Origin of the sequence: Leptolyngbya sp. FACHB-8 (assembly GCF_014695575.1) — a bacterium.
Lineage (GTDB): Bacteria > Cyanobacteriota > Cyanobacteriia > Elainellales > Elainellaceae > Vacuolonema.
This window is the reverse complement of record NZ_JACJOO010000082.1, coordinates 1-25,996: the sequence shown is the minus strand read 5'-3', so window position 1 is coordinate 25,996 and position 25,996 is coordinate 1. Positions and strand designations below refer to the sequence as shown.

General features: G+C 47.5%; 17 protein-coding genes and 1 pseudogene. 13 read left to right on the top strand and 5 right to left on the bottom strand.

The features are described 5' to 3' along the window. The first annotated feature begins 88 nt into the window (after positions 1-88). From H6F91_RS23285 to H6F91_RS23255, 7 genes are all read left to right on the top strand, one after another. Positions 89-952: a type II CAAX endopeptidase family protein gene (locus tag H6F91_RS23285; protein WP_190773191.1), complete on the top strand. Its 864-nt coding sequence runs from the start codon at positions 89-91 to the stop codon at positions 950-952. A 342-nt stretch (positions 953-1,294) separates the two neighbouring features. Beyond that, positions 1,295-8,842, top strand: a complete 7,548-nt coding sequence (locus H6F91_RS23280; RefSeq protein ID WP_190773190.1) for a non-ribosomal peptide synthetase — start codon at positions 1,295-1,297, stop codon at positions 8,840-8,842. A gap of 576 nt (positions 8,843-9,418) precedes the next feature. After that, a complete protein-coding gene (locus tag H6F91_RS23275) occupies positions 9,419-11,893 on the top strand; it encodes an MASE1 domain-containing protein (RefSeq protein WP_190773189.1) in 2,475 nt (824 codons plus the stop codon). Further along, positions 11,890-13,185, top strand: coding sequence for a response regulator (locus H6F91_RS23270; RefSeq protein WP_190773188.1), 1,296 nt, complete (start codon positions 11,890-11,892; stop codon positions 13,183-13,185). The genes H6F91_RS23275 and H6F91_RS23270 overlap by 4 nt, the downstream gene beginning before the upstream one ends. Positions 13,186-13,543: 358 nt before the next feature. After that, entirely contained in the window at positions 13,544-13,771 is a 228-nt protein-coding gene (locus tag H6F91_RS23265; RefSeq protein WP_190773187.1) for a hypothetical protein, read from the top strand. A gap of 162 nt (positions 13,772-13,933) precedes the next feature. After that, positions 13,934-14,635, top strand: coding sequence for an SDR family oxidoreductase (locus H6F91_RS23260; protein WP_190773186.1), 702 nt, complete (start codon positions 13,934-13,936; stop codon positions 14,633-14,635). A gap of 322 nt (positions 14,636-14,957) precedes the next feature. Then, positions 14,958-15,491, top strand: a complete 534-nt coding sequence (locus tag H6F91_RS23255) for an O-acetyl-ADP-ribose deacetylase (RefSeq protein ID WP_190773185.1) — start codon at positions 14,958-14,960, stop codon at positions 15,489-15,491. A gap of 182 nt (positions 15,492-15,673) precedes the next feature. Here the strand turns inward: H6F91_RS23255 and H6F91_RS23250 are convergent, their stop codons facing one another. The 4 genes from H6F91_RS23250 to H6F91_RS23235 all read right to left on the bottom strand — a co-directional run bounded on the left by H6F91_RS23250 (position 15,674) and on the right by H6F91_RS23235 (position 20,216). Beyond that, entirely contained in the window at positions 15,674-16,063 is a 390-nt protein-coding gene (locus H6F91_RS23250; protein ID WP_190773184.1) for a hypothetical protein, read from the bottom strand. A 69-nt stretch (positions 16,064-16,132) separates the two neighbouring features. Continuing rightward, entirely contained in the window at positions 16,133-18,388 is a 2,256-nt protein-coding gene (locus H6F91_RS23245) for a tetratricopeptide repeat protein (protein WP_190773183.1), read from the bottom strand. A gap of 186 nt (positions 18,389-18,574) precedes the next feature. Then, entirely contained in the window at positions 18,575-18,748 is a 174-nt protein-coding gene (locus H6F91_RS23240) for a hypothetical protein (protein ID WP_190773182.1), read from the bottom strand. A 208-nt stretch (positions 18,749-18,956) separates the two neighbouring features. Continuing rightward, a complete protein-coding gene (locus H6F91_RS23235) occupies positions 18,957-20,216 on the bottom strand; it encodes an RNA polymerase sigma factor (RefSeq protein WP_190773181.1) in 1,260 nt (419 codons plus the stop codon). Between the two features lie 170 nt (positions 20,217-20,386). On the opposite strand from H6F91_RS23235, the gene H6F91_RS23230 reads away from it, so the two are divergent. The 5 genes and pseudogenes from H6F91_RS23230 (at position 20,387) to H6F91_RS23215 (ending at position 22,636) form a co-directional block, all read left to right on the top strand. Beyond that, positions 20,387-20,743: a YciI family protein gene (locus tag H6F91_RS23230; protein WP_190773180.1), complete on the top strand. Its 357-nt coding sequence runs from the start codon at positions 20,387-20,389 to the stop codon at positions 20,741-20,743. 92 nt (positions 20,744-20,835) lie between these two features. Continuing rightward, positions 20,836-21,216, top strand: a pseudogene (locus H6F91_RS28645) (YciI family protein); the annotation flags it as partial. A 63-nt stretch (positions 21,217-21,279) separates the two neighbouring features. Next, positions 21,280-21,684, top strand: coding sequence for a nuclear transport factor 2 family protein (locus H6F91_RS28640; protein ID WP_347280077.1), 405 nt, complete (start codon positions 21,280-21,282; stop codon positions 21,682-21,684). A 32-nt stretch (positions 21,685-21,716) separates the two neighbouring features. Beyond that, entirely contained in the window at positions 21,717-22,127 is a 411-nt protein-coding gene (locus H6F91_RS23220; RefSeq protein WP_190773178.1) for a VOC family protein, read from the top strand. Positions 22,128-22,201: 74 nt separating this feature from the next. Further along, positions 22,202-22,636, top strand: a complete 435-nt coding sequence (locus H6F91_RS23215) for a VOC family protein (protein ID WP_190773177.1) — start codon at positions 22,202-22,204, stop codon at positions 22,634-22,636. 1,133 nt (positions 22,637-23,769) lie between these two features. Here H6F91_RS23215 and H6F91_RS23210 read toward each other — a convergent pair. Continuing rightward, on the bottom strand, positions 23,770-24,159 hold the full coding sequence (locus H6F91_RS23210) for a response regulator (protein WP_190789514.1): 390 nt from the start codon (positions 24,157-24,159) through the stop codon (positions 23,770-23,772). 564 nt (positions 24,160-24,723) lie between these two features. On the opposite strand from H6F91_RS23210, the gene H6F91_RS23205 reads away from it, so the two are divergent. Then, the gene (locus H6F91_RS23205; RefSeq protein ID WP_190789513.1) at positions 24,724-24,978 is read left to right on the top strand and encodes a hypothetical protein; all 255 of its coding nucleotides are present in this window, start codon (positions 24,724-24,726) and stop codon (positions 24,976-24,978) included. Positions 24,979-25,996 lie beyond the last annotated feature (1,018 nt).

Genomic DNA, 25,996 nt, shown 5'->3' with positions numbered 1-25,996 from the left:
GGCCCTTCATGGGCGCTAGAGAGCGTAAATATTCTGAATCTTGCCAGCTAACCGCATCAGTAACGTGCACCCAGTCAGCAAAACCAAGATGAGTAAAAATTTTCTAGATTCAGTTTATCAGGGCAAGAATCAGTGGTGGCTCTATTCTTTCGTCATCCTAACTATTATTTTATATTGGTGGTTTCTAAGCGGCTACATTGCTATTTTCTTTCACTCTGTCTTATCTTTAAATTTGGATTCTTCTTACATAAACTTCTTTGTTTCCACCTCCATCCCTTTTATTTTTTTACTTGCAATTTTAATTCTTGCAGTCAAATGGCTTCATCAACGAAAATTCTATTCGTTAGTTAATCCGAATTCATCTATCGACACTGGACGATTATTTTTAGGACTTAGTATATGGGGTCTTCAACTCTTGATTCTTACTTTTTTAGATGTAATTCTGCATCCAGAAGGCTATATTTATACATTTGATGTAGGTCAATGGTCTCTACTCCTACCTCTCGCACTATTTCTTATGCCCATTCAAACCTCAGTCGAAGAGTTTCTCTTTAGAGGGTATATAATGCAGGGACTAAGCTTGATTACCAGGAACAAGTTTATCTTAATCTTGATAACAAGTTTTATATTTGCGCTACCTCACTTTAGTAATCCGGAAATGCAACGCGGATTCATATGGAGTGCTCTTACCTATTTTGCCTATGGAGTTTTCTTCGCTTTTATAACTCTTAAAGACAGTGGTTTGGAGTTAGCATTAGGTGTTCATTGTATTAATAACTTATTTGTTTTTTTAGTCGCAAATACATCAGATTCAGCCCTTCCGTCTCCTGCTGTTTTTACTTTTGTAGGGGCCATTGATCCAAGAGCAGATTTTTTCTTCTTGCTGATTCAAGCTGTAATCTTTTGTGCAATAGTTTTCAAAGGAGTACCTCGAAACTTTGAATCAGTGTAAGTTCTGCAATCCCAGTCATTAATATGCCATGCAGCTTTAATATCAACGTATTCTATTTTCTCGAGAACCGCCCTAGCTATTACTTGGAGTCTATCTGAAAACCTAATTTGAGAAAAGTGTGTACGTATACACCCCTCCTAAATTAGGTTTTCGGCTTCCACACAGATTTTCAAAGCCATTCAGGTCATTAATCAAATATTCTAATCTTATCCAGGGAATTACTGAAATCTCGTTAGACTATCCGGAAAATTACTTAAATACTTTTTTGCGATTTAGGCCATAATCAGCACAGATTTTTCTAACCTGTTGCAATGCGGCTAGCTTAATTTTACAGGTACATACATGATGAAAGGGGCTTCTGCTGCTGTGGGCTTGCCTATGCCCATGAATGAGTATTATGCGTCTAATTCCGATATTTCTCTCATTCATCACCTATTTGAAGCTCAGGTTAGTCAGTGCCCAGAGGCGATCGCACTCGAAGCCTATAAAGAAATTGCCTCCGATTGTCAGGGTGAGTTTTTAACCTACCAAGCCCTTAACGATCGCGCCAATCAACTAGCACATTTTTTGCAATCCCACGGGGTTAAACCCGATACCCCAGTAGGTCTCTGCGTTGATCGATCGTTTGATCTGGTGATCAGCGTATTAGCGATTCTGAAGGCAGGAGGAGCCTACCTGCCGCTCGATCCGAGCTATCCAGTCGAGCGGCTGCACTACATGCTGGAGAATGCTCAAGCTCCATTACTGCTGACGCAAAGTCACCTGCTACCTCATCTCCCATCGGGCACGATTTCAACAATTTGTCTGGATACAGAAGCTCAGAGTATCACTCAGCTCAGCACGGCCAATCCAACCAGCGAAGTTGAGGTAGGGCATTTAGCCTATGTGATTTATACCTCTGGCTCAACGGGACGGCCCAAAGCCGTTGCCATGCCCCATGCTCCACTGGTTAACTTGATTCAGTGGCAACAGCAATCATCGATTACCGCAGGGGCAAAAACCCTGCAATTTACCCCGATTAGCTTTGATGTTTCGTTTCAAGAAATCTTTGCCACTCTGACCACGGGCGGCACACTCGTACTGATTTCCGACATCAGACGCCGTGACCCACTGGAGTTGTTGAAGTGCTTGAATCAAGCCCAGATTGCACGATTATTTCTGCCATTTGTTGCGCTACAACACTTGGCAGATGCGGCTTGTGACACGGGTACTATTCCAACGCATCTGCGCGAAGTCATTACGGCTGGGGAGCAGTTGCGGATTACTCCGGCGATCGCTCATTGGTTTAGCCAAATGCCCGATTGCACCCTCCATAATCACTACGGCCCATCGGAAACCCATGTCGTGACTGCCTACACGATGCAGGGGGCACCGTCAGAATGGGAACTGTTGCCGCCCATTGGTCGCGTGATCGCCAATACTGAAATTTATTTGCTGGATCCGCAACTGCAACCCGTACCCGAGGGAACGGCGGGAGAAGTCTACATTGGAGGGCTGTGTCTTGCCCGCGAATACCTCAATCGTCCCGACCTGACGCACCAACGGTTTATTGCCAATCCGCTGACCACGCGATCAACGGAACGGCTTTATAAAACAGGAGATTTAGCCTGTTATTTGCCCGATGGTAATTTGAAATACCTGGGACGGGCCGATCAACAGGTTAAGATTCGAGGTTTTCGGGTTGAATTGGGAGAAATTGAAGCGGTTCTAGAACAACATCCGGCCGTGCAAGAAGCGGTGGCGATCGCCCGTGAAGATGATTCGCGTCAGCGTTTAATTGCCTATGTCATTGTGGCCCCAGAGCTGACGGACGATGATATTGCCAGGTTGCCAAAGCTGTTGCGTCAGTTTCTCAAAACACAGCTTCCTGACTACATGCTGCCCCATAGCATGATGGTTTTAGATCAGTTTCCCCTCACACCGAGTGGAAAAGTGGATCGTCTGCACCTACCCATTCCACAACATCAGCCTGAGGTCGAAAGTCTCACACGACCTCGCACCGCGACAGAAGCGACACTCGCGCAGATCTGGGCCGGGGTGCTGGGTTTACAGCATATTGGAATTGATGACGATTTTCTAGAGTTGGGTGGGCATTCGTTATTGGCAACCCAGGTGATGTCTCGGATTCGGGATGCATTTGGGGTTGAGCTGTCGTTGCGGTGCCTCTTCGATGCTCCAACCGTGCGGCAACTGGCCGAAACTATTGTTGCGCAGCAGTCCTCCGATACTGCACCACTTCAGCTAGAGCCTGTGCCACGGAATACAGACTTGCCTCTAGCCTATGTGCAAGAGCCATTGTGGTTACTTGACCAGTTAATGCCAAGCCATCCGTTCTACAGCGTACCTGAAGCATTTCGAATTGAGGGGTCGCTGGATGTTCAAGCACTGGAGCAAAGTTTCCAGGCCATTGTCGATCGCCATGAAGCGGTGCGAACAAACTTCTTAATCGTGGATGGTAAGCCTGTTCAGGTTATTCGTCCCTCGATGTCGTTCCATCTAAACGTGGTTGATTTAGAGCCTCAGGCGATCGCCCCCTCACTACCCGTCACCCAACAAGATACAGAACTGGGATGGCTGATTCTAGAGGAATCGCGCCGACCCTTTGATCTAACTCAGGATTTGTTGCTTCGTGCCACGTTATTTAGCATGAGCAACACGGAGCACGTTCTTTTCATCAACCTTCATCACATTGTTTGTGATGGTTGGTCGCTCTCAATCCTGCTCCACGAATTATCAACGATTTACCAAAATTACGTCTTTCACACGTCTATTGCATTACCAGCGTTGAAGATTCAATATGCAGATTTTGCAGTATGGAATCGTCAATGGCTGCAAGATGACATTCGAGAACAGCAGCTTGCCTATTGGAAACAAAAATTGGCAGGCTTGCCACCAATGCTACAACTGCCGACGGATTATGCCCGTCCATTGACGACGCGCTATCGTGGTGCTCGTCATTTTCTGAGCTTGTCTCATCAGGTGAGCGAACGCCTGAAGCAGTTGAGTCACCAGGAAGGGGCTACGCTGTTTATGACCCTGCTAGGGGCCTTTCAAACTCTACTGTTTCACTACAGTGGGCAGGACGATATTGCGATCGGTTCCCTCCTCGCCAACCGCCACCGTCCAGAACTGGAAGCGCTGATCGGATTTTTTGCCAATACGATTGTGCTGCGAACCGATTTGTCTGGACAACCGACATTTCGGGAATTGCTCCAGCGGGTGCGGGAAACGACCCTGGAAGCCTATGCCCATCAAGACTTGCCTTTTGAACAACTGGTGCGATCGCTCCAGCCCGACCGTGATCTGAATCAAAACCCACTGGTTCAGGTGGTGTTTAACTTACAGAACACGCGCACCTCAGCCTGGGGGATACCAGGTGTTGCCTTAACGCAACTGGCGATCGACAACGAAACCGTCAAGTTTGACCTATTTCTGGAGTTAGCGGAAACTCCAACGGGTTTAACCGGCTACTTTGAGTACAGTACAGACCTATTTCATGCCGACACGATCGCCCGTTTAGCCGAGCATTTTCAAATTCTGCTGGATAAAATTGTGGCGAACCCGGATCAAAAACTGTCCGAGTTCTACTTGCTCACTCCCACCGAACAGCAGCAACTCTGCACCTGGAATCAGACCCAGGCCGATATTCCTTCAGCCTGTATGCATCAACTCTTTGAGGCGCAGGTTGAACGAACCCCTAATGCGATCGCTGTTGAGTTTGAAGGGCGATCGCTCACCTACCGGGAACTGAACCAGCGATCCAATCGATTGGCGCATTATCTGCAAACGCTGGGGGTGAAACCAGAAACCCTGGTAGGGATTTGTGTGGAGCGATCGCTCGAAATGGTCATTGGGTTGCTCGGCATTCTCAAAGCAGGAGGGGCCTATGTGCCTCTCGATCCGGCTTATCCCCAGGCACGACTGGCGTTTATGCTGGAGGACTCTGAGATTTCAGTTTTGCTGACCCAGCATGGACTGGTCAAGAAGCTGCCAACTCATACGGCCCAGATCGTCTGTTTGGATACTCATTGGGAACAGATTGCGATCGCGCCCCAGGAAAATCTCGATAGCGGTGTCACCGCTGACCATTTGGCCTACACCATTTACACCTCGGGTTCTACAGGCAAGCCCAAAGGGGTGCAGATCGAACATCGGGCGCTGACCAATTTTCTGCACTCCATGCGGCAACAACCAGGTTTAACTGCCCAGGACACACTGCTTGCTGTGACGACAATTTCGTTTGACATCGCCGCTCTGGAACTATATCTCCCCTTGATTGTCGGAGCACGCCTGGTATTGGTCAGCCGTGAGGTTGCCTCCAATGCAACTCAATTGTCCAGAGCGCTTCAGCAATCGGGGGCTACGGTGATGCAGGCAACCCCTGCAACCTGGCGGTTGTTGCTTGCGGGAGGATGGCAGGGAAATCGTAGCTTAAAGCTTCTCTGCGGCGGCGAGGCATTACCCAGAGAACTAGCAAACCAACTACTCCCAAGATGTCAGTCTCTCTGGAATATGTATGGCCCAACGGAAACAACGATTTGGTCGGCGCTTCATCCGGTAGAGCCAGGGGATGGGCCTGTGGTTGTGGGACGGGCGATCGCCAACACCCACATTTATATCCTCAACTCCCATGCCCACGACGTCTTTAACCCAGTTCCAATTGGCGTACCAGGTGAAGTCTTCATCGGCGGAGACGGGTTAGCGCGAGGCTACTTAAACCGTCCAGAGTTGACCGCTGAGCGCTTTATCTGGGGGCAACTGGATGGAACAGCAACCCGCCTGTATAAAACGGGGGATCTGGGCCGCTATCGACCGGACGGCACCCTGGAAATCCTGGGACGGGTCGATCACCAGGTGAAAATCCGAGGATTTCGGATTGAGTTGGGAGACATCGAAGCAGCTCTTAGCCAGCATTCCAGCATTCGAGAGGCGGTTGTTGTGGCCCGGGAAGATCAGCCCGGTGATAAGCGGTTGGTTGCCTACGTGGTGCCGAAGTCTACGTCAGAGGGAATGGGCAGCCCAACAGACATTCAAGCCAGCCTTCAGGCAGAACAACTCCAGCAATGGCAAGCCATCTACAACGAAGCTTATAGCCGGACATCCAGCAGCAATATTGCCGATCCCACATTCAACATCGGCATCTGGACCAGCAGCTATACCGGGCTACCCTATGAAATGGAAGCCATGCAGGAATGGGTCGATCGCACTGTCGATCGCATTCTTTCCCTGCGGCCCAATCGCGTGTTAGAAATCGGTTGCGGTACCGGACTTTTGCTATTCCGCATTGCACCCCATTGTCAAGATTATCTTGGCTTTGATCTTTCAGAAGCCGCTATCCAGTATGTTGAGCAGCAGTTGCAGCGCAACCCAGAACAATATTCCCATGTCACACTCGCTACCCGTAGCGCCGATGCCCTTGGAGATATAGAGCCGGGAACTGTGGATACGGTTGTGCTCAATTCCGTGATTCAATATTTTCCTGACGTTGACTATCTGGTACGGGTTTTAGAAACAGCAGTCAACCTTGTCAAACCAGGCGGTTCTGTTTTTGTCGGAGATGTGCGCTGTTTATCGTTGTTGGAAGCATTCCATACATCGGTTCAACTGTATCAGGCATCAGACGAATTACCCCTTGCCCAGGTCCAGCAATTGGTCCGTGACCACGTTGCTCAGGAGACTGAGTTGTTAATCGACCCGTCCTTCTTTACGGCTCTCCAAGATCATCTTCCTACCATCAGCCAGGTTGAGCTGCAACTGAAACACGGTCAGCATCAGACTGAAATGACCCGTTTCCGTTACGATGTCATTCTCCACGTTGGCTCCAAGCAGGATACTCTGACCGTAAATCCTCATGTTTGGGATTCAGGTTGGACTCCAGCGGCTATCCGTCAGACATTGCAGCACCATCAGCCCGAGGTTCTGGCCCTAACGCAGGTGAAGAATGCACGCATTGCTGCTGATCTCGAAGCGATGAGTATGCTCTCTACCCTGGAGGCTTCTCAAACCGTGGCGGGGCTAAAGGCAGCCTTGGTGAACCGGGAACCAACTGGGATTGACCCGGAATTGCTGTGGAGTTTAGGGCAGGAATGGGCCTACCACGTTTCTATTACGTGGTCAGAGCAGGTGGATTGTTTTGATGTGGTCTTTCAGCGATCGCCCACCCCCACCATTCAGCTAAAACCATCATCTGCGGTGCCAGTGCGCCCGTGGCATTCCTACAGCAACAACCCCTTACAGAACCACAGCACCAGCCAAATCGTGCAACAGTTGCGGAGTCATCTCAAGGAAAAACTACCGGAATTCATGCTGCCTTCGGCGATCGTGTTGATGGAGTCATTGCCCCAAACACCCAATGGTAAGGTCGATCGCAATGCCCTCCCTGCACCTCACCGAGAATCCCTGAACCTGAGGGATTTCACAGCACCCCGCTCCGACACTGAAAAACAGTTAGCCATGATTTGGGAACAGGTTTTGGGAGCCACACGGGTAGGAATTCACGACAATTTCTTTGATCTGGGCGGTCACTCTCTCCTGGCAGCTCAAGTTCTGGCCCAAATCCAACGTGTGTTTCACATTGAGTTTTCCCTGGTCAACCTTTTCCTGGCTCCAACTATCGGGCAACTGGCACCCCTGATTGAGGAGAGAACAGCGCCAACACCAACAACCCTCCAACCTTCCCCCCTTGATCTACGGGCAGAAGTTGTTCTGGACGCAGCTATCAGAGCCAATGGAAAGGCGATCGCCCCCACAGCCCAACCCGCCAATGTTCTACTCACAGGAGCATCCGGCTTTTTTGGAGCGTTTCTCTTGCATGAGTTGCTCCAGCAAACTTCTGCCAACGTTTACTGCTTAGTGCGGGCCAGCGACACGGAAACAGCGAGGCAACGGCTACAGCGTAATCTAGAACACTATTCTTTATGGCGATCGGAGCAGGCTGACAGGATCATCCCCGTTGTAGGTGATTTATCCAAGCCGTATTTAGGGCTGGCCCAGGAGACATTCCGAAGATTGAGTGCGACGATCGACAGCATCTATCACAATGGCGGGCTAGTCAACTTTATCTATCCCTACCCTGTACTAAAAGCAGCGAATGTTTTGGGCACTGAAGAAGTCTTGAGACTGGCAGGTCAAACCCGGACAAAACCTGTTCATTTTGTTTCCACCGTAGGAGTATTCTCACCGATCGCCTATGAACATGGACAGAGCATTCGTAGCCAGGATCAGCCTGAACGATTGGAGGGGCTCTACGGCTACACCCAGAGTAAGTGGGTCGCAGAGCAGTTAATTAATCAGGCTCAAGCGCGAGGGATTCCTGCCGCAATCTACCGTCCTGCCTGGATTGAAGGCCATAGTCAAACGGGGATCTGCAATCGAGCCGATTTCGTGCGCAGTCTCATCAAAGGCTGTATCCACATGGGCCTAGCCCCAGATTGGAACATGCCGATGGACATCGCGCCGGTCGATTACATCAGTCGAGCGATCGTACATCTGTCCCAAAAACCAACATCCCTGGGAGACGCCTTTAACTTCTCAAATCCGCGATCGCTCATGTGGACGCAACTCGTCGAGTGGATGGTGCAATTTGGCTATTCACTGAAGACAGTTCCCTATGAACAATGGCTGACTGCGGTTCGCGATCAGGCTCAACATCCAGACCACGCACTCCATGCTTTCCTGCCGTTTCTGACGGAACCCCTATCCGGCTACCCGCTATCGGTTCCCGAGATCTACTTCCAAACGAATGCCATTCACTTTGATACTCAAAACATCCAGGCAGGCCTGGCAGACATCAATCTGGTCTGTCCCCCATTAGACGATCAACTGATGACAACCTACTTCTCGTATTTCATCCGCAGTGGATTTTTACCACCTCCTGATGCGTTACAATAAAGCCCTTTTAGGGCTGCCTCAAAAACCATTTGGGGCAATTGATAAGATCTCCTGCAGGAATCGGCTTTTGAGGGGCGTGAATTGTTGTGAAACGATTCACCCAGGAGATTTCTTCTTTGCGCATACAGATGCCAGAAAAATCAACTTTCTCGGAATTTTTTGATTAGAAAAGGGGGGGAGATTCCCACCCTTTTTTGTGCCCTATAACTCTTTCTAACCTCAGTTCGGGTTAAGGGCCTTTTCGAGTGCCGCGCGTTGCGCGGCACTCGAAAAGGCCCTTAACCCGAACTCAGGTTTTCTAATGCTCAAGTCGGTACAAGATATACATATAGCGCTGTGGGCGTTGATTAAGTACGTTGGGATGGGGCACTTAAAGCACAGGCATATTGCTATATAAATAGATTTTGATTAAGTAAAATTACGTTAACAATGGGTAGCTTGGGGGCATACTCTGAGTATTCTCGGATGCCCACTACTCCTCCGAGGCTTAGATAACGAAATCATGTTCAATAGATTTCGTTGCTTCCAGTATGGGTTCCTACTTGGTGACCAGAAGACCTTATCCAGAAGAGAGTTATGCAACAGAGCATTCCACGCAGAAAGTTTCCACCTGTTTTGAACTGGACTGTTTTTCTTGTAGCCCTGGCTCTCGGTCCAATTCATTATGGCCTGGTTAAATTGGGTGGAATTCTGTCCTATCAAGGGGCTTACACAGCACTCTGGCCGTCTTCAGGTGTTTTTCTGATTGCAGTTTTACTGTTGGGTTATCGTATTTGGCCTGCTTTGTTGCTGATAGATTGGCTTTGCAATTATTTGCTGTTCTATCCAGATAATCCTCTGTTGAGCGCGGTCATTGCCACAGCCGATCTCTCTGATGCCTTGGTAACGGCATTTTTGCTTCGCCAGTTTATTAGACGGCAGAACCCTCTAGAGCGATCGCACGACATTTTCCGATTTGTTGTGTTGTTGATGGTGAACCCAGTACTGAGTTCTACCATTGCTACGGGAGCATTATGTTTTTACGGAATTACGCCGTGGGCAGATTTTCTGTTTACTTGGCGAACCTGGTATATGGCTGTGTTCGCCGGAATGCTGATTGTTACCCCCGTTGGTTTGTCCTGGTTCTATTCTTTCAAACCATGGGGAAGTTTTAAGGCAGCTTATGCCGCAACGTTTACTAACGTATCTCGCAGCCAAAAACAGAAGCTGATTGAGTTTACCTTTCTGTTACTTCTATCCGTTTCTGTGAGCCGAGTTGCATTTTGGGGGGGCTATCCAATCGAATATATGATGATTCCCCTCCTAATTTGGGCGGCCTTTCGGTTTGAACAACGGGAATCAACTCTTCTGGTACTAATCGTCTCTATTATTTCAACGTTTGGGACTGCCCGTGGATTTGGCTCTTTTGCTAGAGAATCTGTCACACAATCCCTGAGTCTTTTACAATCTTTTATTTGTGTTCTTTCCGTCACAACTCTAATTCTCTGCACCGTACTCGCAGAAAACCGCAGAGCCAATATTAAATTGAGGCAGGCCAACGATGAACTAGAGCTTCGAGTCGAAGAACGCACTACGGAGTTAAGGGAGGCTAAACTCCTTGCCGATCGCGCGAATCAGGCTAAGAGTGATTTTTTGGCCAATATGAGCCATGAGCTTCGTACCCCGCTCAACGGTATCCTCGGCTATGCTCAAATTCTTCGGGCTAAGAACTCCAACAATGCAGAGCAAAAAGCGATTGAAACCATCTACCAATGCGGCTCCTATTTATTGGTATTAATCAACGATATTCTTGATCTCTCCAAAATCGAAGCCAGAAAAATGGAGCTTTTTCCAAAGGATTTTCATTTCCCATCTTTTCTGGAAGGGGTGATTGAGATTTGTCGGATCAAGGCAGAACAAAAGGGCATTACATTTTCCTATCAGCCTGATATTCACCTCCCCGATGGAATCCATGCGGATGAGAAACGGTTGCGTCAAGTTTTGATTAATTTGTTGAGTAATGCAATTAAATTCACGGACCAAGGGGAGGTCAGCTTTACCGTCAAAGTTGAGCATGGGATTAATGAAGCGACTTGGCAAGAAGCTGAAGATTATCCTCGAAAACCACTCAAAATCCGCTTCCAAGTCAAAGATACAGGGGTAGGAATGTCCCCTGAACAGCTAGAAAGGATCTTTTTGCCATTTGAGCAGGTTGGAAGTTCTGCAAAGCAAAGTGAGGGAACAGGGTTGGGATTAGCGATTAGCAAAAAAATCGTAACCCTGATGGAAAGCACTATCGAAGTGCAGAGCGAGCCTGGAAAAGGTAGCACTTTCTGGTTTGAGGTCGTGTTACCCGAAGCGCAGGAATGGAGAAATACGTCTAGAACAACACAGTTTGGAGAGATTACGGGATTTGAAGGCAAGGCGCAGAAGATATTAGTCGTGGATGATCGGTGGGAGAATCGCTCGGTAATCCGACATTTGTTGGAGCCAATTGGATTTGAAGTTTTTGAGGCAACCCATGGTCAGGAGGGTTTGGCGATCGCCACCCAAATTCACCCCGATTTAATCATTGCAGATTTGGCGATGCCCATTATGGATGGATTCGCCATGGTGAGACACCTACGCCAATGTACTGAATTGCAAAATACAATCATCATTGCATCATCTGCCAGTGTTTTTGATTTCAATCGTCAGGAAGCTATCAATGCAGGCTGTAATCATTTCCTGCCCAAACCCGTACAGGCCGATGAATTACTCGGACAACTCCAACAACTGCTCCATCTGCAATGGATTTATCAGCCCGTCGATCAGATTTCTGAGATAGTAACAGAGCAACCCTCCGAAGCAGAACTCATCATTCCGCTGGCCGCCGAACTCGAAGACCTTTATGAAGCAGTACAACGATGTCGGGTCGTCACTATTCAAGCAGAGGCTCAACGACTGAAGCAAATGAATCCCAAATATAGTGCTTTTGCCAGTAAAGTTTTAGCCCTTGCAGATGAATTTGAGATTGATGCGATCGCCCAATTGATGCAGACCAATCTGGCCCATGACAGTTTAGAACAATGAATATGACAACCTCAAATTCCATATTAATAGTCGATGATACTCCTAATAACATCAAAATCTTGCTGGACGTTCTTAATACTGCAGGGTTCGAGGTTTCTGTCGCTAAAAGTGGTGAAATAGCTCTTGAAAAGCTACCTTTTATCCAGCCAGATTTGATCTTGTTGGATGTAATGATGCCTGGAATTGATGGATTTGAAACCTGCCGTCGCCTCAAAGCTGATGAGAACAGCAAAAATATTCCTGTTATCTTTATGACGGCGCTTTCAGATTCTGTCAATAAGCTTGCAGGACTACAAATGGGAGCAGTTGACTACATTACAAAACCAATAGAAATTGAAGAAGTTTTAGCTCGTATCAATATTCATTTGACGCTTAAAAACACACAACAAGCATTGATAACTGAGATCGAGGAACGACGACAAGCAGAGACAAAATTAAAAGAAACTCTACTCAATTTAAGACAAACTCAGACGCAGCTTATTCAAGCTGAGAAAATGTCAAGTCTGGGGCTGCTTGTTGCCGGAGTTGCCCATGAAATTAATAATCCAGTCAACTTTATTTATGGCAATCTAGACCATACTCATCAATATACTCAAGTGCTAATTGAATTATTACAACTTTATCAACAAAAGTTTCCGACTACTGATTGTGAAATTCAAGCCAAAATCGAAGAAGCCGATTTGGAATTTATGTTAAATGACTTTCCTAAATTGCTGACTTCTATGAAAGTGGGGATAGAACGTATTCGGGAAATTGTTCTATCTTTACGTATTTTCTCGCGTTTAGACGAAGCAGGCCTGAAAAAAGTAGATATTCACCAGGGGATAGATAGCACTTTGACAATTTTAGGGCATCGGTTAAAAGCTAACTCCCATGATTCTGATATTGAAGTTATCAAAAATTATGGAGACCTCCCCCTTGTGGAATGCTATGCGGGCCAGCTTAACCAAGTATTTATGAATATTTTGAATAATGCGATTGATGCATTATTAGAAGAAAATCAAAAACAGACTGTTCCAACTATTCAGATCTCCACAAGTATTACAGATGATCAATATATCAGTATTCAGATTGCCGATAATGGTCCGGGCATGACAGCGGATATAGCACAACAAATTTTTGATCCGTTTTTTACGACGAAGTGTGTTGGTGTTGGCACTGGTATGGGGTTGGCCATCAGCTACCAAGTGGTCGTTGAGCGTCATCAGGGGGTTTTAGAGTGCCGATCTCAACCGGGAGAAGGTACTGAGTTTTCAATTCGAATTCCTCTCAGTCAAAAACTTATTAAGTAGCTCACCCCAAATCGATGTGAAGCTCACAGAATGAGAGTGCGTAAACCATCCCCCTCAATACAAGCTAGGAGAACTGGGCTAGTTAAAGTTATGGCCTCAACACTGGCGATTTGGTTCAGTAGCTTACAAATACAGGACTTACACAAGTCCGCTACCTGTAGTGCATGTTGTTGTGAGTGGGGTGCGGAGCACCCACTCACAACAATGCGTAAGTCCTGAAATATTAGGCATATAAACACCTCTTCTACCACTTTAGAGGCTCTATCTCTACCGCAGGATGGCTGTGTTTTAGCCCAGTATGACTACACTGTGAGACAACTGTTGCAAAGCATGATTCTATTTAGGAGAAATTGTAAATATGTTTGCTGATGACTCAAAAGATGTCCCCAAGCAAATTGCCGAGGAAGATTGGTTTAGTCGTGGCAAGGCGGATGCACTCATGGGCTATTCCAAGTGCCCCCCCGAAACCGATCCCGAGCAAGCAAGCCTGTATGACCTGGGGTATGGGGAAGGAAGCATTCAACATTCTCTGGCCGAGATGTCCACCGTGTCAGAGGATGCGATCGCCAAACATGAGGAACTGTAGCGCTTCCTTTTTCATGGTCTTGTTTGCCATATAACAGCAGGATAGCAGCCTGTGGGAAAGGAGCCAGCGCCTGTGGGAATGCTGAGACAGTTAAGTATTTTGTCTAACTAACGGGCACCTAAAACCCTGCCCTCCCGATTGTAAATGGAGCGATCGCCCATAATGCAACCAGAACAAATTGCCATTGTTACAGGAGCAAATCGTGGAATTGGATTGGAAGTGGTGCGGCAACTTGCTCAAAAGGGGATAACCGTCATCCTTGGAGCACGGGATTTACAAAAAGGCGAAGCCGCAGCCATACCGCTCATCAGCGCAGGGTTACCCGTTTTTCCACGCCAACTCGATGTCACCGATCCAGAGAGTATGACTCGGCTGGCTGCTCAAGTGGAGCAAGAGTATGGACATTTAGATATTTTGATTAATAATGCAGGCATTCTCTACGATACTTGGCAACAGCCCAGCACAGCAGACTTAGACACGGTGCAGGAAGCGATCAACACCAATATGCTGGGGCCGTGGCGAATGTGTAAAGCATTTGTCCCCTTACTACGGCGTAGCCAACACGGTCGGATTGTTAATGTTTCGAGCGGAGCCGGCTCGATCGCCAGTATGGACAACGGCACTCCTGCCTATAGCGTCTCCAAAGCTGCATTAAATGCTTTTACACGTTCCCTGGCAGCTGAACTGAAGAGCGCAGGAATTTTAGTCAATGCCATCTGTCCTGGATGGGTGGCAACCGATATGGGAGGCGCAGGTGGGCGACCTGTAGAAGATGGGGCCGCCAGCGTCGTTTGGGCTGTCATGCTAGCTGACAATGGACCAACCGGTGGTTTCTTCCGAGATGGTCAACCTGTGCCGTGGTAAGGGTAAGGAAGTTGCCGAGTATCACATCTCAAAATTACCTCCAGCCTCTTCTAAGGAGATTTCCAGCAATGAAATTACCCCCAGGATGTTGGTGTTTTGCCCGCGAAGCGGGCAAAACACCAACATCCTGGGTAAATAACCTCCTAAGCTTGTACATGCCTAAAAAACAGACTATTTTAGGAGCGGAATCGTCATAACTTTAGCAGGCTGCTCTCCCTATACGCTTAATAGTTAACGTTTTAACAGTGGGCACATAGCCCGGATGCTTGACTAGGGGCATATTTTAGCCCGTCTAAACCGCTTAGCTCAAATCCATAACCAAATGGCTTCCGACATTTCAACAGCAGGATGGCAACAGCGAGTTGCAATTATTCAAGGGGACATTACACGGCAGGATGTAGATGCGATCGTCAATGCTGCCAATGAATCACTGTTAGGGGGTGGCGGAGTAGATGGAGCCATTCACCGCGCTGCTGGGCCTCAATTGTTAGAGGAATGCCGGAAATTAGGAGGTTGCCAAACAGGGCAAGCAAAAATTACCAAAGGGTATAACCTTTTGGCCAACTGGGTCATCCATACCGTCGGCCCTATCTGGCATGGAGGGAAGTATCACGAAGCTGAGTTATTAGCCCGTTGCTATCGCAGCAGTCTTGATCTGGCTGTGAAGCATTCGATCCAGACCATTGCCTTTCCAGCTATCAGCACAGGCGTCTATGGTTTTCCACTGGAGCAGGCAACTCAAATCGCCGTTCACGAGGTCAAAGAGTTCTTGAACCAAGATGTAACCATCCAGCAGGTACGGTTTGTGTGTTTTGGGGAGGCAACCTACGCCTGCTATGAGAGCGTGCTTACTTGACCAGTGCGTCCTTATAAAGGCTATCACCTCTGGTCCCAGCTCGGTGGGCGACGCGTTATAGGTCAGCATTGAAATGCCACAAGTCTTTTCCTCCTCGCACTGTGAAGCCTACAGGACAGGGAAGAGGTCTATTTTACGTGTTGTTCAGGCAGTATCACGGCTCGATCTACTGGGGGTCTGGGTCAGTTATCCTTCACCTTCAGTTGATAAATCCGTGTGGATTTGTGCTGCGTCACCATCCGCCAATAGAAACCATTTGGAGGGGGGGCCATGCGATCGCCGCATCGATACCCCAAAATGATGTGACCATTTCGGTAGAGTCGTTGCAACTTCTGTCGCAGGTCGTCTTGAGGCAGCACCCAAAATAGATGAGATACTCCAGCACAGCCAGACTTGTAAATGCTTAACGATACCCATTCCATAATGGGTTGGATTTCCGCTCCCGATAGACCACTGTTCTCCTGACCGTAGCTATGGAGTTGGAAGGTTGTTAGCTCGCTTCTGGATGCGGTTGTTACTTTCTCAGGAAGCCAGGAAGCAGCGACCTGTTGGATGCGTTGTAGGTGGCCCATCGTAAATACAGAAAGGTAAAGCTACCTTAAAGTACCCAAGGTTGAACGGACGATAGCAATAACCTCAGGTTACCTAGCAACGTTACTCCGCATCACACATTGAATGGATTGCATAACCTGTTGACGCAAACGCGCCTCCTGAAGCCGATCAGCAACCTGCCGTGCCCGATCGCCCTGCCCAAATTGGGCGTATTGCAACGCGATCGCTTCTAACAAGCTACCCCGATCATCGGTCCTATCGAGAATCGTTAAGCCATCTACCCCAAACCGATCGACCTGTGATTCCTCGCCAGGAATGGTTTGAGCGAACTGGAATGCTTGAGCGAGAATGGGGAGTGCTGCATTAACCTGCTGTAAATCGCCATAGCGTTGAGCGATCGCCAATAATAGCTGAGTTTTATGGCTTGGCTCGACGAGTTGATCGACAACGGGCAGTGCCAAGTCAAAGCGATTTTGCTGTACTAAAGCTGTCGCACTGGTCTGTAAGCGTGATTCGCGAGCGTCTGAGTTGGGGGTAGCTTGCGCGAGTTGCAGAGCGCCGACATATTGTTGCGCATCCATAAATACAGCAAACGGCTGATCAACAGGCCCACCCAATGTCGGGTTTATTATCGACTCATCTAACTGACTGACCTGTTGCAGGAGTTGACGCATCAGGTCATTCTGCCCAGTTTGCGAATACACAACTGCAAGCGCAGTAAGAGCGCTGGGCTTGGCTCGAGGACCCTCCGTCAAATCTTCGGGAAATTGGCGTTGGTAGGCTGCGGTGAGAGAATCTACACTCTGTAACGTCTGCTGTAGCAAATCATTGGCCCAACTGGTTTGGCCTGCTTGATGGGCTTTGAGGGCGATCGCCGCTAATAATCGAACCCGCAAAACTGGACGGTTGTCGAGAGGAAGTTGTTGTGCCCATTGAGCCGCTTGAGTGTATTGACCCGTGGCTGCATAAGCGGTTGCGATTTCGACCACTTGCGCATCTTGAGGACCGTAATCAATGGCGGCAATGCGGTTCCATTCTTTGCCAACCCATTCAAACTGCTGAGTGGCGATCGCTACTTGAAGCATATCTTGTAAGTGAAAGCGTTGTTCCGAGGAGTCCGGAACCGTTTCAACATAGCTCAACTGTTCGGACAGCCACGATTCAACCACATCATGCTGCCCAGCCTGGCTAAAGGCAACCAGCACAGACTTGGTTACCTCTTGCCGCGATGACCTTAACGCTGTTTGTGTTAGTTGCAGAGCTTCGTCGCGTTGTCCCAATTGCAAGTAAGTTTCGACCAAATTTCTATAGGTAAATTCCGGATTGGGCAGCCCGTTTGCCGATTCTGCCAGTTGTCTTGCCTGACTGACCCATTGCTCAGCTTTAGCAGGTTGATTGATGTTGTAGTAAGCGATCGCCAGTGCCTCAAATGCCTGAATCCGTTGAGTTATAGCGGGAATTGATTGCGCTGATGCTTCTGCTTGGGTGAAATGGCCATCCGTTCGCCAGATAATCATTCCTTCAACAATTCCTCGTAAGGCGATTGATTGAATTTCGTATTGATCGGGCAAACGGTCTGCAATTGCTTGGGCATTTGTGAAGTAGCCAATTTGAGCGTAGGTGGTTGCCATACGCTGAAGGATGAACCACTTAAGCGGTTCAGATGTATTGGGTGGAATTTGCTCAACCGCTCCTCCAACTTGAGTGAGAACGACCAGCGCCGATGTTGTGTCGTCCATCAGAGCGTATGCTTCTGCAACATCGATCAAAGCACTTGCGGTAAAAACTTCACCACGAATGGATGTTGCCGCCTGACGTGCTTGTTCTAGTGCTTGTCTGGCTTGCTGATTTTCGCCTGGATCTAAGGTGATGGAGTAACGGGCGATCGCGGCTAATGAGCGAGTTTTGACGTAGCTATAGGCTGGCGTAAGTTGATTTGCAGTTTGGGAAAACTGCCCTAAGGTTGCTTGAAGTTGAGCCGATTGAGCTTGTTGATCAAGGTTCTGCGTTAACCGCTGCCATCGTGTGGTGGGATAACCTTCATTGGCATCTAACAACCATTGCTGTAAAAAGTCTGCTTGAAGGCGCGGATTTTGTAACTGAGCGGCGATCGCCAATGCTGCTTGTAACGATTGCAGAGCTTCTTCTGAATGCGATTGCTCAAGCGCAGAACGAGCCTGCTCTGATGCCATCCCCAGGCGGTTTTGTATGGGCAGGTTGAGATCACAGGTTGCTACAACTACTGGAGTTTGAGCCAGTGCAGAATAAGCAGGATTGAGAGTATTTTCTAGTGTGGTGATTACCAATACACTTAACAGGAGAGCTGAGTGAATAGAACGAATCATGTTTGATAATTTATTTTGAATGGTTCATTTCTTCTGGGAACAATTTCACAGAAAATAAAATACAGCGCTGAAAATTGTAATTCTGCTTGCAGGAATTGGACTTTTCTACATTAATCAATTGACGTGAATCAATTGAACGAGGAGGAGACACTTCCTGAGCTGGTTTTTCGCCCGATCGCTTCCCTTTCACATATCACCGGGTAATCGCTGCATTCCTATCAGCGCGATCGCCATCAACAGCGAGGGAAGATTCCAGAAAACTGCCAGGTCTAACAAAGCTCCAGCAATCACTCGACCTCCTGCATGAATCGATTTCTGAAAGCGTGAATCGTTGCGCGACTGCACCGCACGATGATTCACGCAGGAGGTCTACTACACTGTGTCCATGTTTTGATGTATAAATGCCTGACCTTGTGTAAGGCCAGGCATTTGGGTATATATAGCTGGGGTCTTTATAGGTTCGTCCCCGTGGTATTTATAAGCGCTCTCATCAGTTTTAGTATTGCTCACATACGCTTGTGTCCGCTTCTACCAGGAGTAGGAATACTAGGAACCGAAAGAGGGAGCCCTAGTCTGGATACAGCGCTTCACGCAGACGACGCTCCAAGAAGCGACGTTCACTCTCATTTGTAACCAGTTCCAATGCCCGTGTATAACTCTGCGTCGCTTCTGTGAATGCTCCAACGCGCCGCAATAAATCCGCACGGGTAGCATGGAATAGATGATAGCTGTCGAGTTCAGTGGCAAGTCTATCAATCAGTCCAAGTGCTACCTGAGGACTATCGGCCATCGCGATCGCCACTGCCCGGTTGAGCGACACGATCGGTGATGGTTGCAAACGTTCCAGCACACCATAAAGCTGCGCAATCTGTGCCCAGTCTGTTTCTTCGGCTCGTGTAGCCTGACAATGGAGTGCTGCGATCGCCGCTTGCAGGGCATAAACTCCCGTTCCACCCCGTAATGCCTCTTCCACCAGTGGCAACGCCTCGGCAATTTGTTGGTGATGCCAACGACTCCGGTCTTGATCCTCAAGCAGAATTAGGTTGCCTGCCTCATCCAGACGCGCATCGCGTCGCGAGTCATGGAGTAACATCAACGCCACCAGTGCGGTCGCTTCTGGAGGAGGCTGGGGCGACATCAACTGCCTCAGCAGTTGCCCCAGCCGGATTGCCTCAGTGCACAGGTCTGCTCTGACGATCGTCTCGCCTTTAGTCGCCGCATAGCCTTCATTAAAAATGAGATAAATCACCGTTAGCACTGCGTTTATTCGAGAAGCGAGATCGGTTGCATCTGGCATTTTGTAAGGAATTCCTGCATCTCGAATCTTGCGTTTGGCACGCACCAGCCGTTGTGCCATCGTCGCTGTAGGTACGAGAAATGCGCGGGCAATTTCGTCTGTTTCCAGTCCACCTAGCATTCGCAGGGTCAGAGCAACCTGTGCTTCGGTTGCCAGGGCCGGGTGACAGCAGGTAAAGATTAGCCGTAGTCGATCGTCTGGAATTTCATCAGAGTCGTAAGTGGGCTCCTCGCTCGACGGAATTAAACCGGATGCAGCGTACCACTCTAGTTTTTCGTTGAGTCGCGTGCGTCGTCGAAGGCGATCGATCGCTTTGTAGCGAGCTGTGCGGATAATCCAGGCGCGAGGAAGATCGGGAACACCGCTGGTCTCCCACTGATTGACTGCTGCTGCAAACGCCTCCTGTGCCGCTTCCTCTGCAATATCAAAATCTCCCACTAGTCGAATCAGGATGGCGACAATCCGCCCCCATTCGGCCCGATAAACTGAAGCAATCGCCTGAGTTACATCTGATTTTGAGGTTGAAGCCATACCTGACATAAAAAGACATCAAAAAATTTTGACAAGGTGTCGATTTGAGCGATTGTTGTTCGATTCACTTACAAAGGAAGCAAAGTTCAATCGTACCGAATGAGAAATTTTTTGGCGAGGTGTCGATTTGAGCGATTGTTGTTCGATTCACTTGCAAAGGAGGCAACCCAATGAAATACATGCTGCTGATTTACATGGAAGAAAATGCTCTGAGCGAAATTGAGCGGGAGCATTGCTATGCAGAATCGGCCCAACTCGCCCAGGAACTCAACGTAAAGGGCCAATATCTGGCGACTGCTCCCCTCCATCCTGTTGCGACAGCAACCAGTGTCCGGGTACGTGAGGGCAAATCATTGGTGACCGATGGCCCATTTGCTGAGACCCGTGAACAATTGGGCGGTTTCTTCCTTATTGATGCTCAGGATCTGGATGAAGCGATCGCGATCGCCGCGCAGATTCCAGGTGCCCGAGTTGGCACGGTCGAGATTCGCCCTGTGCTTGAAGTTGCAGGTTTGCCAAAAGGCTAGTGTTCGCTAGTTCCAGCTTGCCTGATTTTGCCAACCGTCCCAATCCAACTATTAGAACCTTCAATCCACAAATTGAACAAGGAGATACTTCAATGCGATTTATGTTGCTCATGATTCCCAGAGGCTACGAGAATGCAGCTCCAGGAGCGATGCCGGATGCCAAAGCGGTTGAAGCCATGATGAAATATAACGAATCCCTTCAACAGGCGGGTGTACTCATTACCCTCGAAGGGCTTCACCCACCCTCAATGGGCGCACGGGTGACCTTCAGTGAGGGAAAGCCAGAAGTGACTGAGGGAGTTTCCTCAGACGTGAAGGAGGTGCTTGGTGGCTACTGGATGATTCAAGTGAACTCGAAAGAGGAAGCCATTGAGTGGGCTTCTCGCTGTCCGGCCTCAGGCAATGAGACGATCGAAGTCCGTCAAGTACAGGAATTTGAAGACTTTCCTGAAGATGTTCAGGAAGCCAGTGCTGAGTTTACAGAGTCATTTTCTAACACAGCAACAGAAAATACTCACACAACCCATGAAGCTCAAATTCACCAGCTAATTACCGACCAACAGCATGCTATTTGCACAAAGGACGTGGATCAAATCATGTCTCGCTATGCTGATGGGGCTATCCTCTTTGACGTCAAACCGCCATTCCAAACCAAAGGGAAAGAAGCAATTCGCCAATTATGGAAGGACTGTTTGCCTTACTTCCCAGACTCTTTTGGGATGGAAACACGAGATCTTACGGTTACTGTCAATGGTGATTTAGCAGCTGCGCACTGGCTATTCCATTTCACAGGAGAAGAAGACCATCCTGCGATGCAAATGTGGATGCGCGCTACGACTGTTTGTCAGAGACACCAGAGCGAATGGCAGATCTTACATGAACATATCTCGGTGCCATTTAGTCCAGAAAATTCTCAAGCGGTCCTTACTCTCAATCCATAACGAAATCCACTAGACGAATCAAAGGAGCAGTCATGAAAATCAATCCGTATCTGATGTTCAATGGTAACTGCGAGGCAGCGTTTAAGTTCTATCAGCAATGTCTCGGTGGCAAGATCACGATGATGATGACGCACAAGGAAGCACCCTCGGCAGAAAATGTATCACCTGAATGGCATGACAAAATTATGCATGCTTGCCTTGATTTGGGCGATCGCTTGTTAATGGGGTCTGACTGCCCACCCGGATATTTTGAAACCTCTCAAGGCTTCTACGTACAGATTAGCGTTACCGAGCCAGCCAAAGCCGAAGCTATTTTTTACGCCTTAGCAGAAAACGGCAAAGTGACGATGCCGATCGCTCAAACCTTTTGGTCTGCCCGTTTTGGCATGTTGATTGACCAGTTCGGTACACCATGGATGGTCAACTGTGAGCAGGTGGTCTGAATCTTCTAATCACCCTTCAACTTACTTGCAGTTTTTCACAGATCGTTCTACAACACACAACGCCGAGAGAAACCATGGGTACTCAAATTTTTGTCAATCTACCTGTTAAAAATCTCAAGCAATCGATCGAGTTTTTTACACAACTTGGCTTTCAGTTCAATCCTCAATTTACTGATGAAACTGCCGCCTGCATGATTGTCTCTGAAAACATCTTCGTGATGCTTTTGACCCACGAGAAGTTCAAGACGTTCACCCCAAACGCGATTTGTGATGCCACAAAAAGTACTGAAGTGCTGACGTGCTTGTCTGTTGAGAGCCGAGTAAAAGTGGATGAAATGATTCGTGCAGCAATTGCCGCTGGTGGTACAACTTACAACGAACCTCAAGACCACGGGTTCATGTATGGGCACGGGTTTCAAGATTTAGATGGCCACATTTGGGAACTGGTATACATGGAAGCTGATGCAATCGATCAGGCTGAATCTGCCCAGGAAAAGGTAGAGGTGTAAACGACATCAAAACTTCGAATATAGTGCTACACGCTCAGAAGCAGACAGATTATGTTTGAAAAGCCGTGCTGAGTGCGGCTTTTCAAACATAACTGTCCTAAATTGTGGAGATTCATCATTGACTGATAGCGCTTTTCAAACGCTTAAAATCTGGTTGTTTTTGTGAGAGCCGCGCTCCGCGCGGCTCTCACAAAAACAACCGTGGCTGATTCAAGCGCAAAGCGCTGTAAGCAATCTATTGTGCGCATCTTGATGATGACTTTTCTATTCATCATCCACTCTGTAAATACATACCATTGCTCCTACACGAGCTTGTGAGGAAGAAGATGCCTTCTCCCTCTACAGTCCATAGTATTCATGGAATCTAAGTTTCTCGATTAGCGCTTCGCTAGAGGGAAAGATAAAGAATTCTTGCCCCAGGGGTTTTGCTTTTCGATGCAATTCGATTGCATCAATGAGTGGGTAAAACATGATCGGAATCCATCTGCCACTGTAGAAACAGACAACTACCAAATGAGCTGCGTATTCCTCGGATGGGAGAGGATTATGCCAGGAAGAAATCACACGTTGATAACCTTTTTTTAAGTGAAAGATTAATTATTTCTCTCACAGTACCTATCCTTGTGCACGAAAAGATACCCCTTTAGATAGAAAAACAGACCGTCTTTGTAATTCTAGGGAGCACCCTAGAATCGACCTCAGTTTGGGTTAAGGACATTTTCGAGTGCCGCGCGTTGCGCGGCACTCGAAAACGCTCATTTTGGCGTGTGCAAAGCGCACGCCAAAATGAGCACTTCAGCTTATCCCGAACTGAGGTTAGAATTAGGGAACGTACTAAACTTTAAAGTTTTTAGGCTGAGTTCCTTACTAACCCTGCTAAATTGGGCGATCGCATCATTAGGATATTAAATGTCGCAATGGAAGCAATATAGGGAATGCTAAACCTAGATACCTTAAGGGTTTTTCTCCGCCGTCATTAGATGGCGGTTTTTATTAACATTTGAAACAGATGGATTCTACCTTTAGAGGGATGCCATAAGAGGAGATTATCACGCTAGGCAAATCCTCATAAATAGCTACGCTGCTCTGAAGCAACTTCTTTCTAGGGCTATCTCGAATAGGACTTACGCCGGCTATAAAGGTTGGATGAGGGTAGCGATCGCAGCAATGAGTTGATCCAAATCTACAGGCTTTGCCATATAAGCTGAGTATCCGGCAGCTAAAACCTCTTGTTGAATGGTTCTAGTCACAAATCCAGTAATCGCGATCGCAGGTAAATATTGCCAATACTTTTTTGTACCCGTGCGTAAGCGGCGCAGTAGTTCACACCCATCCATATCGGGAAGGACAATTTCGCAAAGCAGCCCATGAAAATGGCTTTCATCTAAAGCTCTCAAAGCTTCTGTGGCAGAAGAAACAGTTACGACCGATGCACCTGCTGTTTCAAGGGCAAATGTGAATAGTTCAGATGTGTCGACATACTGGTCAACAACCAACAATCGACAGGGAGATAGCTTTGCCATTCATTATCTTCCAACTGCTAGAGCGTCCACAAACGGTATTTTTTAAGTTAATCCATCGATTAAATAAGGCCTACTTCTATTATTGAAAGAAGCCAGATTAGACGTGCGACGACAATATGATCAAATAAGTTCCCGAATAAATTCAGAAAATTAGATGTATCTTAAACGACGATTTCACTATACTAAATTTTGCAAAGCAGAATTCGAAAAATATAAATAAAATATGAAGTAGATGGTATAAATCAATGTGGTTATGTTTTTTTGTATTCCTAAAACTTCGCTGGGTTAGAGCGTTTCCGGGCCATTCGTGTCAGCCTTATCTGAGTCCCACTACAGGATGGAGCGGGTATTGCTAGTGATTGCTAACTTGAGTAGAAGTATTGATGGCTTACTTAATTAGGGTAGGTAGGCAATAGACCTATTGCTAATAGGCTTCTAAATCTTGAAGAGACATACTAAAAAGTTTCTATAGAGAATTTCAATCTGCGCTTATTCTTTCGATACCAAGCGAGATTTTGTATTTAATTATTGACCCTTGTTTCTATAAACGGTAGGTAGGCCAGCATGAGAAAGTTTAACGAGCAAAAAATAGAAGATCCTCCTGTTACGCAAGAACACTCTTCATTCCCTCAAGCACGTTTGGATAAGAAGCCGAATTTTCAATCAACGCTACGTTCGAGATCAGGCTATGAAATTTTAGAAGTATTGTTGGCGATCGCCCTGCTCCTTATCACGGCACATCTAGGTTACAGCTATGTTGCAACAGGGCCATTTTCATTGCCCCATTTTGATAGCAGCAAAGATGCAGCTCGCCTCTAGGCCAGTGATAACGATTGACCAAAAAGGGGAGTGCACAACTGATACCCCTCTCATTGAGTTGGAGCACAGAGAAGGGGTGTAGGACACACCTACAATCCCTCCCCATGTCTGAACCAAATGAGAAATGATGTGGAAGCCGCACTATAGCCCTTTAAAACAAAGCTCAGACCAGTTTTTATAAAAATGAAACCGAGCTCTACCTTTAAGAGGGTATTTAACAGATTACTTGTTGGTAGACTAGACATGTTAAAAATCTGCTACAAACACCCCTCACCGCAGTTGACTCTGCGGTTTTTTGTAATCTGCTTTATATGGAGAATTGGCATCCCCTCAAAAATGCTAGAGGCAGCAGTTCTCTTCTCCACAATCTACTATCGTAACTTGAGGCCAGGTTGACGGTATTTTCGAGGGCTGAGCGTTGCGCAGCACTCGAAAATACCCTTTCAATGTACTCAAAGCATATTCCAGAATAGCGCTTCAGCTTATCCCAAACGGGTACATCCCACTTTTGCAGATTGAAATCCCAGTTTTGTTAATGTGGCGGGCTTCGCCCGCCACATTAACAAAACTGGGATGCACCCATCCCAAACTGAGGTTGCTATAACAAGTCATCTATCTTTAGATAGAGCCAAGATCAAACTTTCAAAGCAATCAAAAACAACATCAAGCTTCTAAGAGCCTATATATAGGTTTCTAGAAATTTGATGTCATTCTCTTGAATCATAATCATCTTCATCAAAGGAAAACTCCTGACCTTGCATGAGTTCTTGCCCCCATCCTAAGGAGATGAGCCAAGACTTCGGAACTGTTTGAAGGGCAGTCAGAAGCTTTTGATTGAGATCATCTGTCAGGTGACAATGCCCTTGTCAGGAGACGACAGTGCAGTAGGCGGATTTGACGAGCAACTGTGAGATCGCCAATTGACACTTAGGTATCAGACAAAATCAACGACAAAAAAAGACATTGTTCAAAAGTCCCGCATGCGAAGTGGAGACCCGAACAATGTCTGGCAAAACAA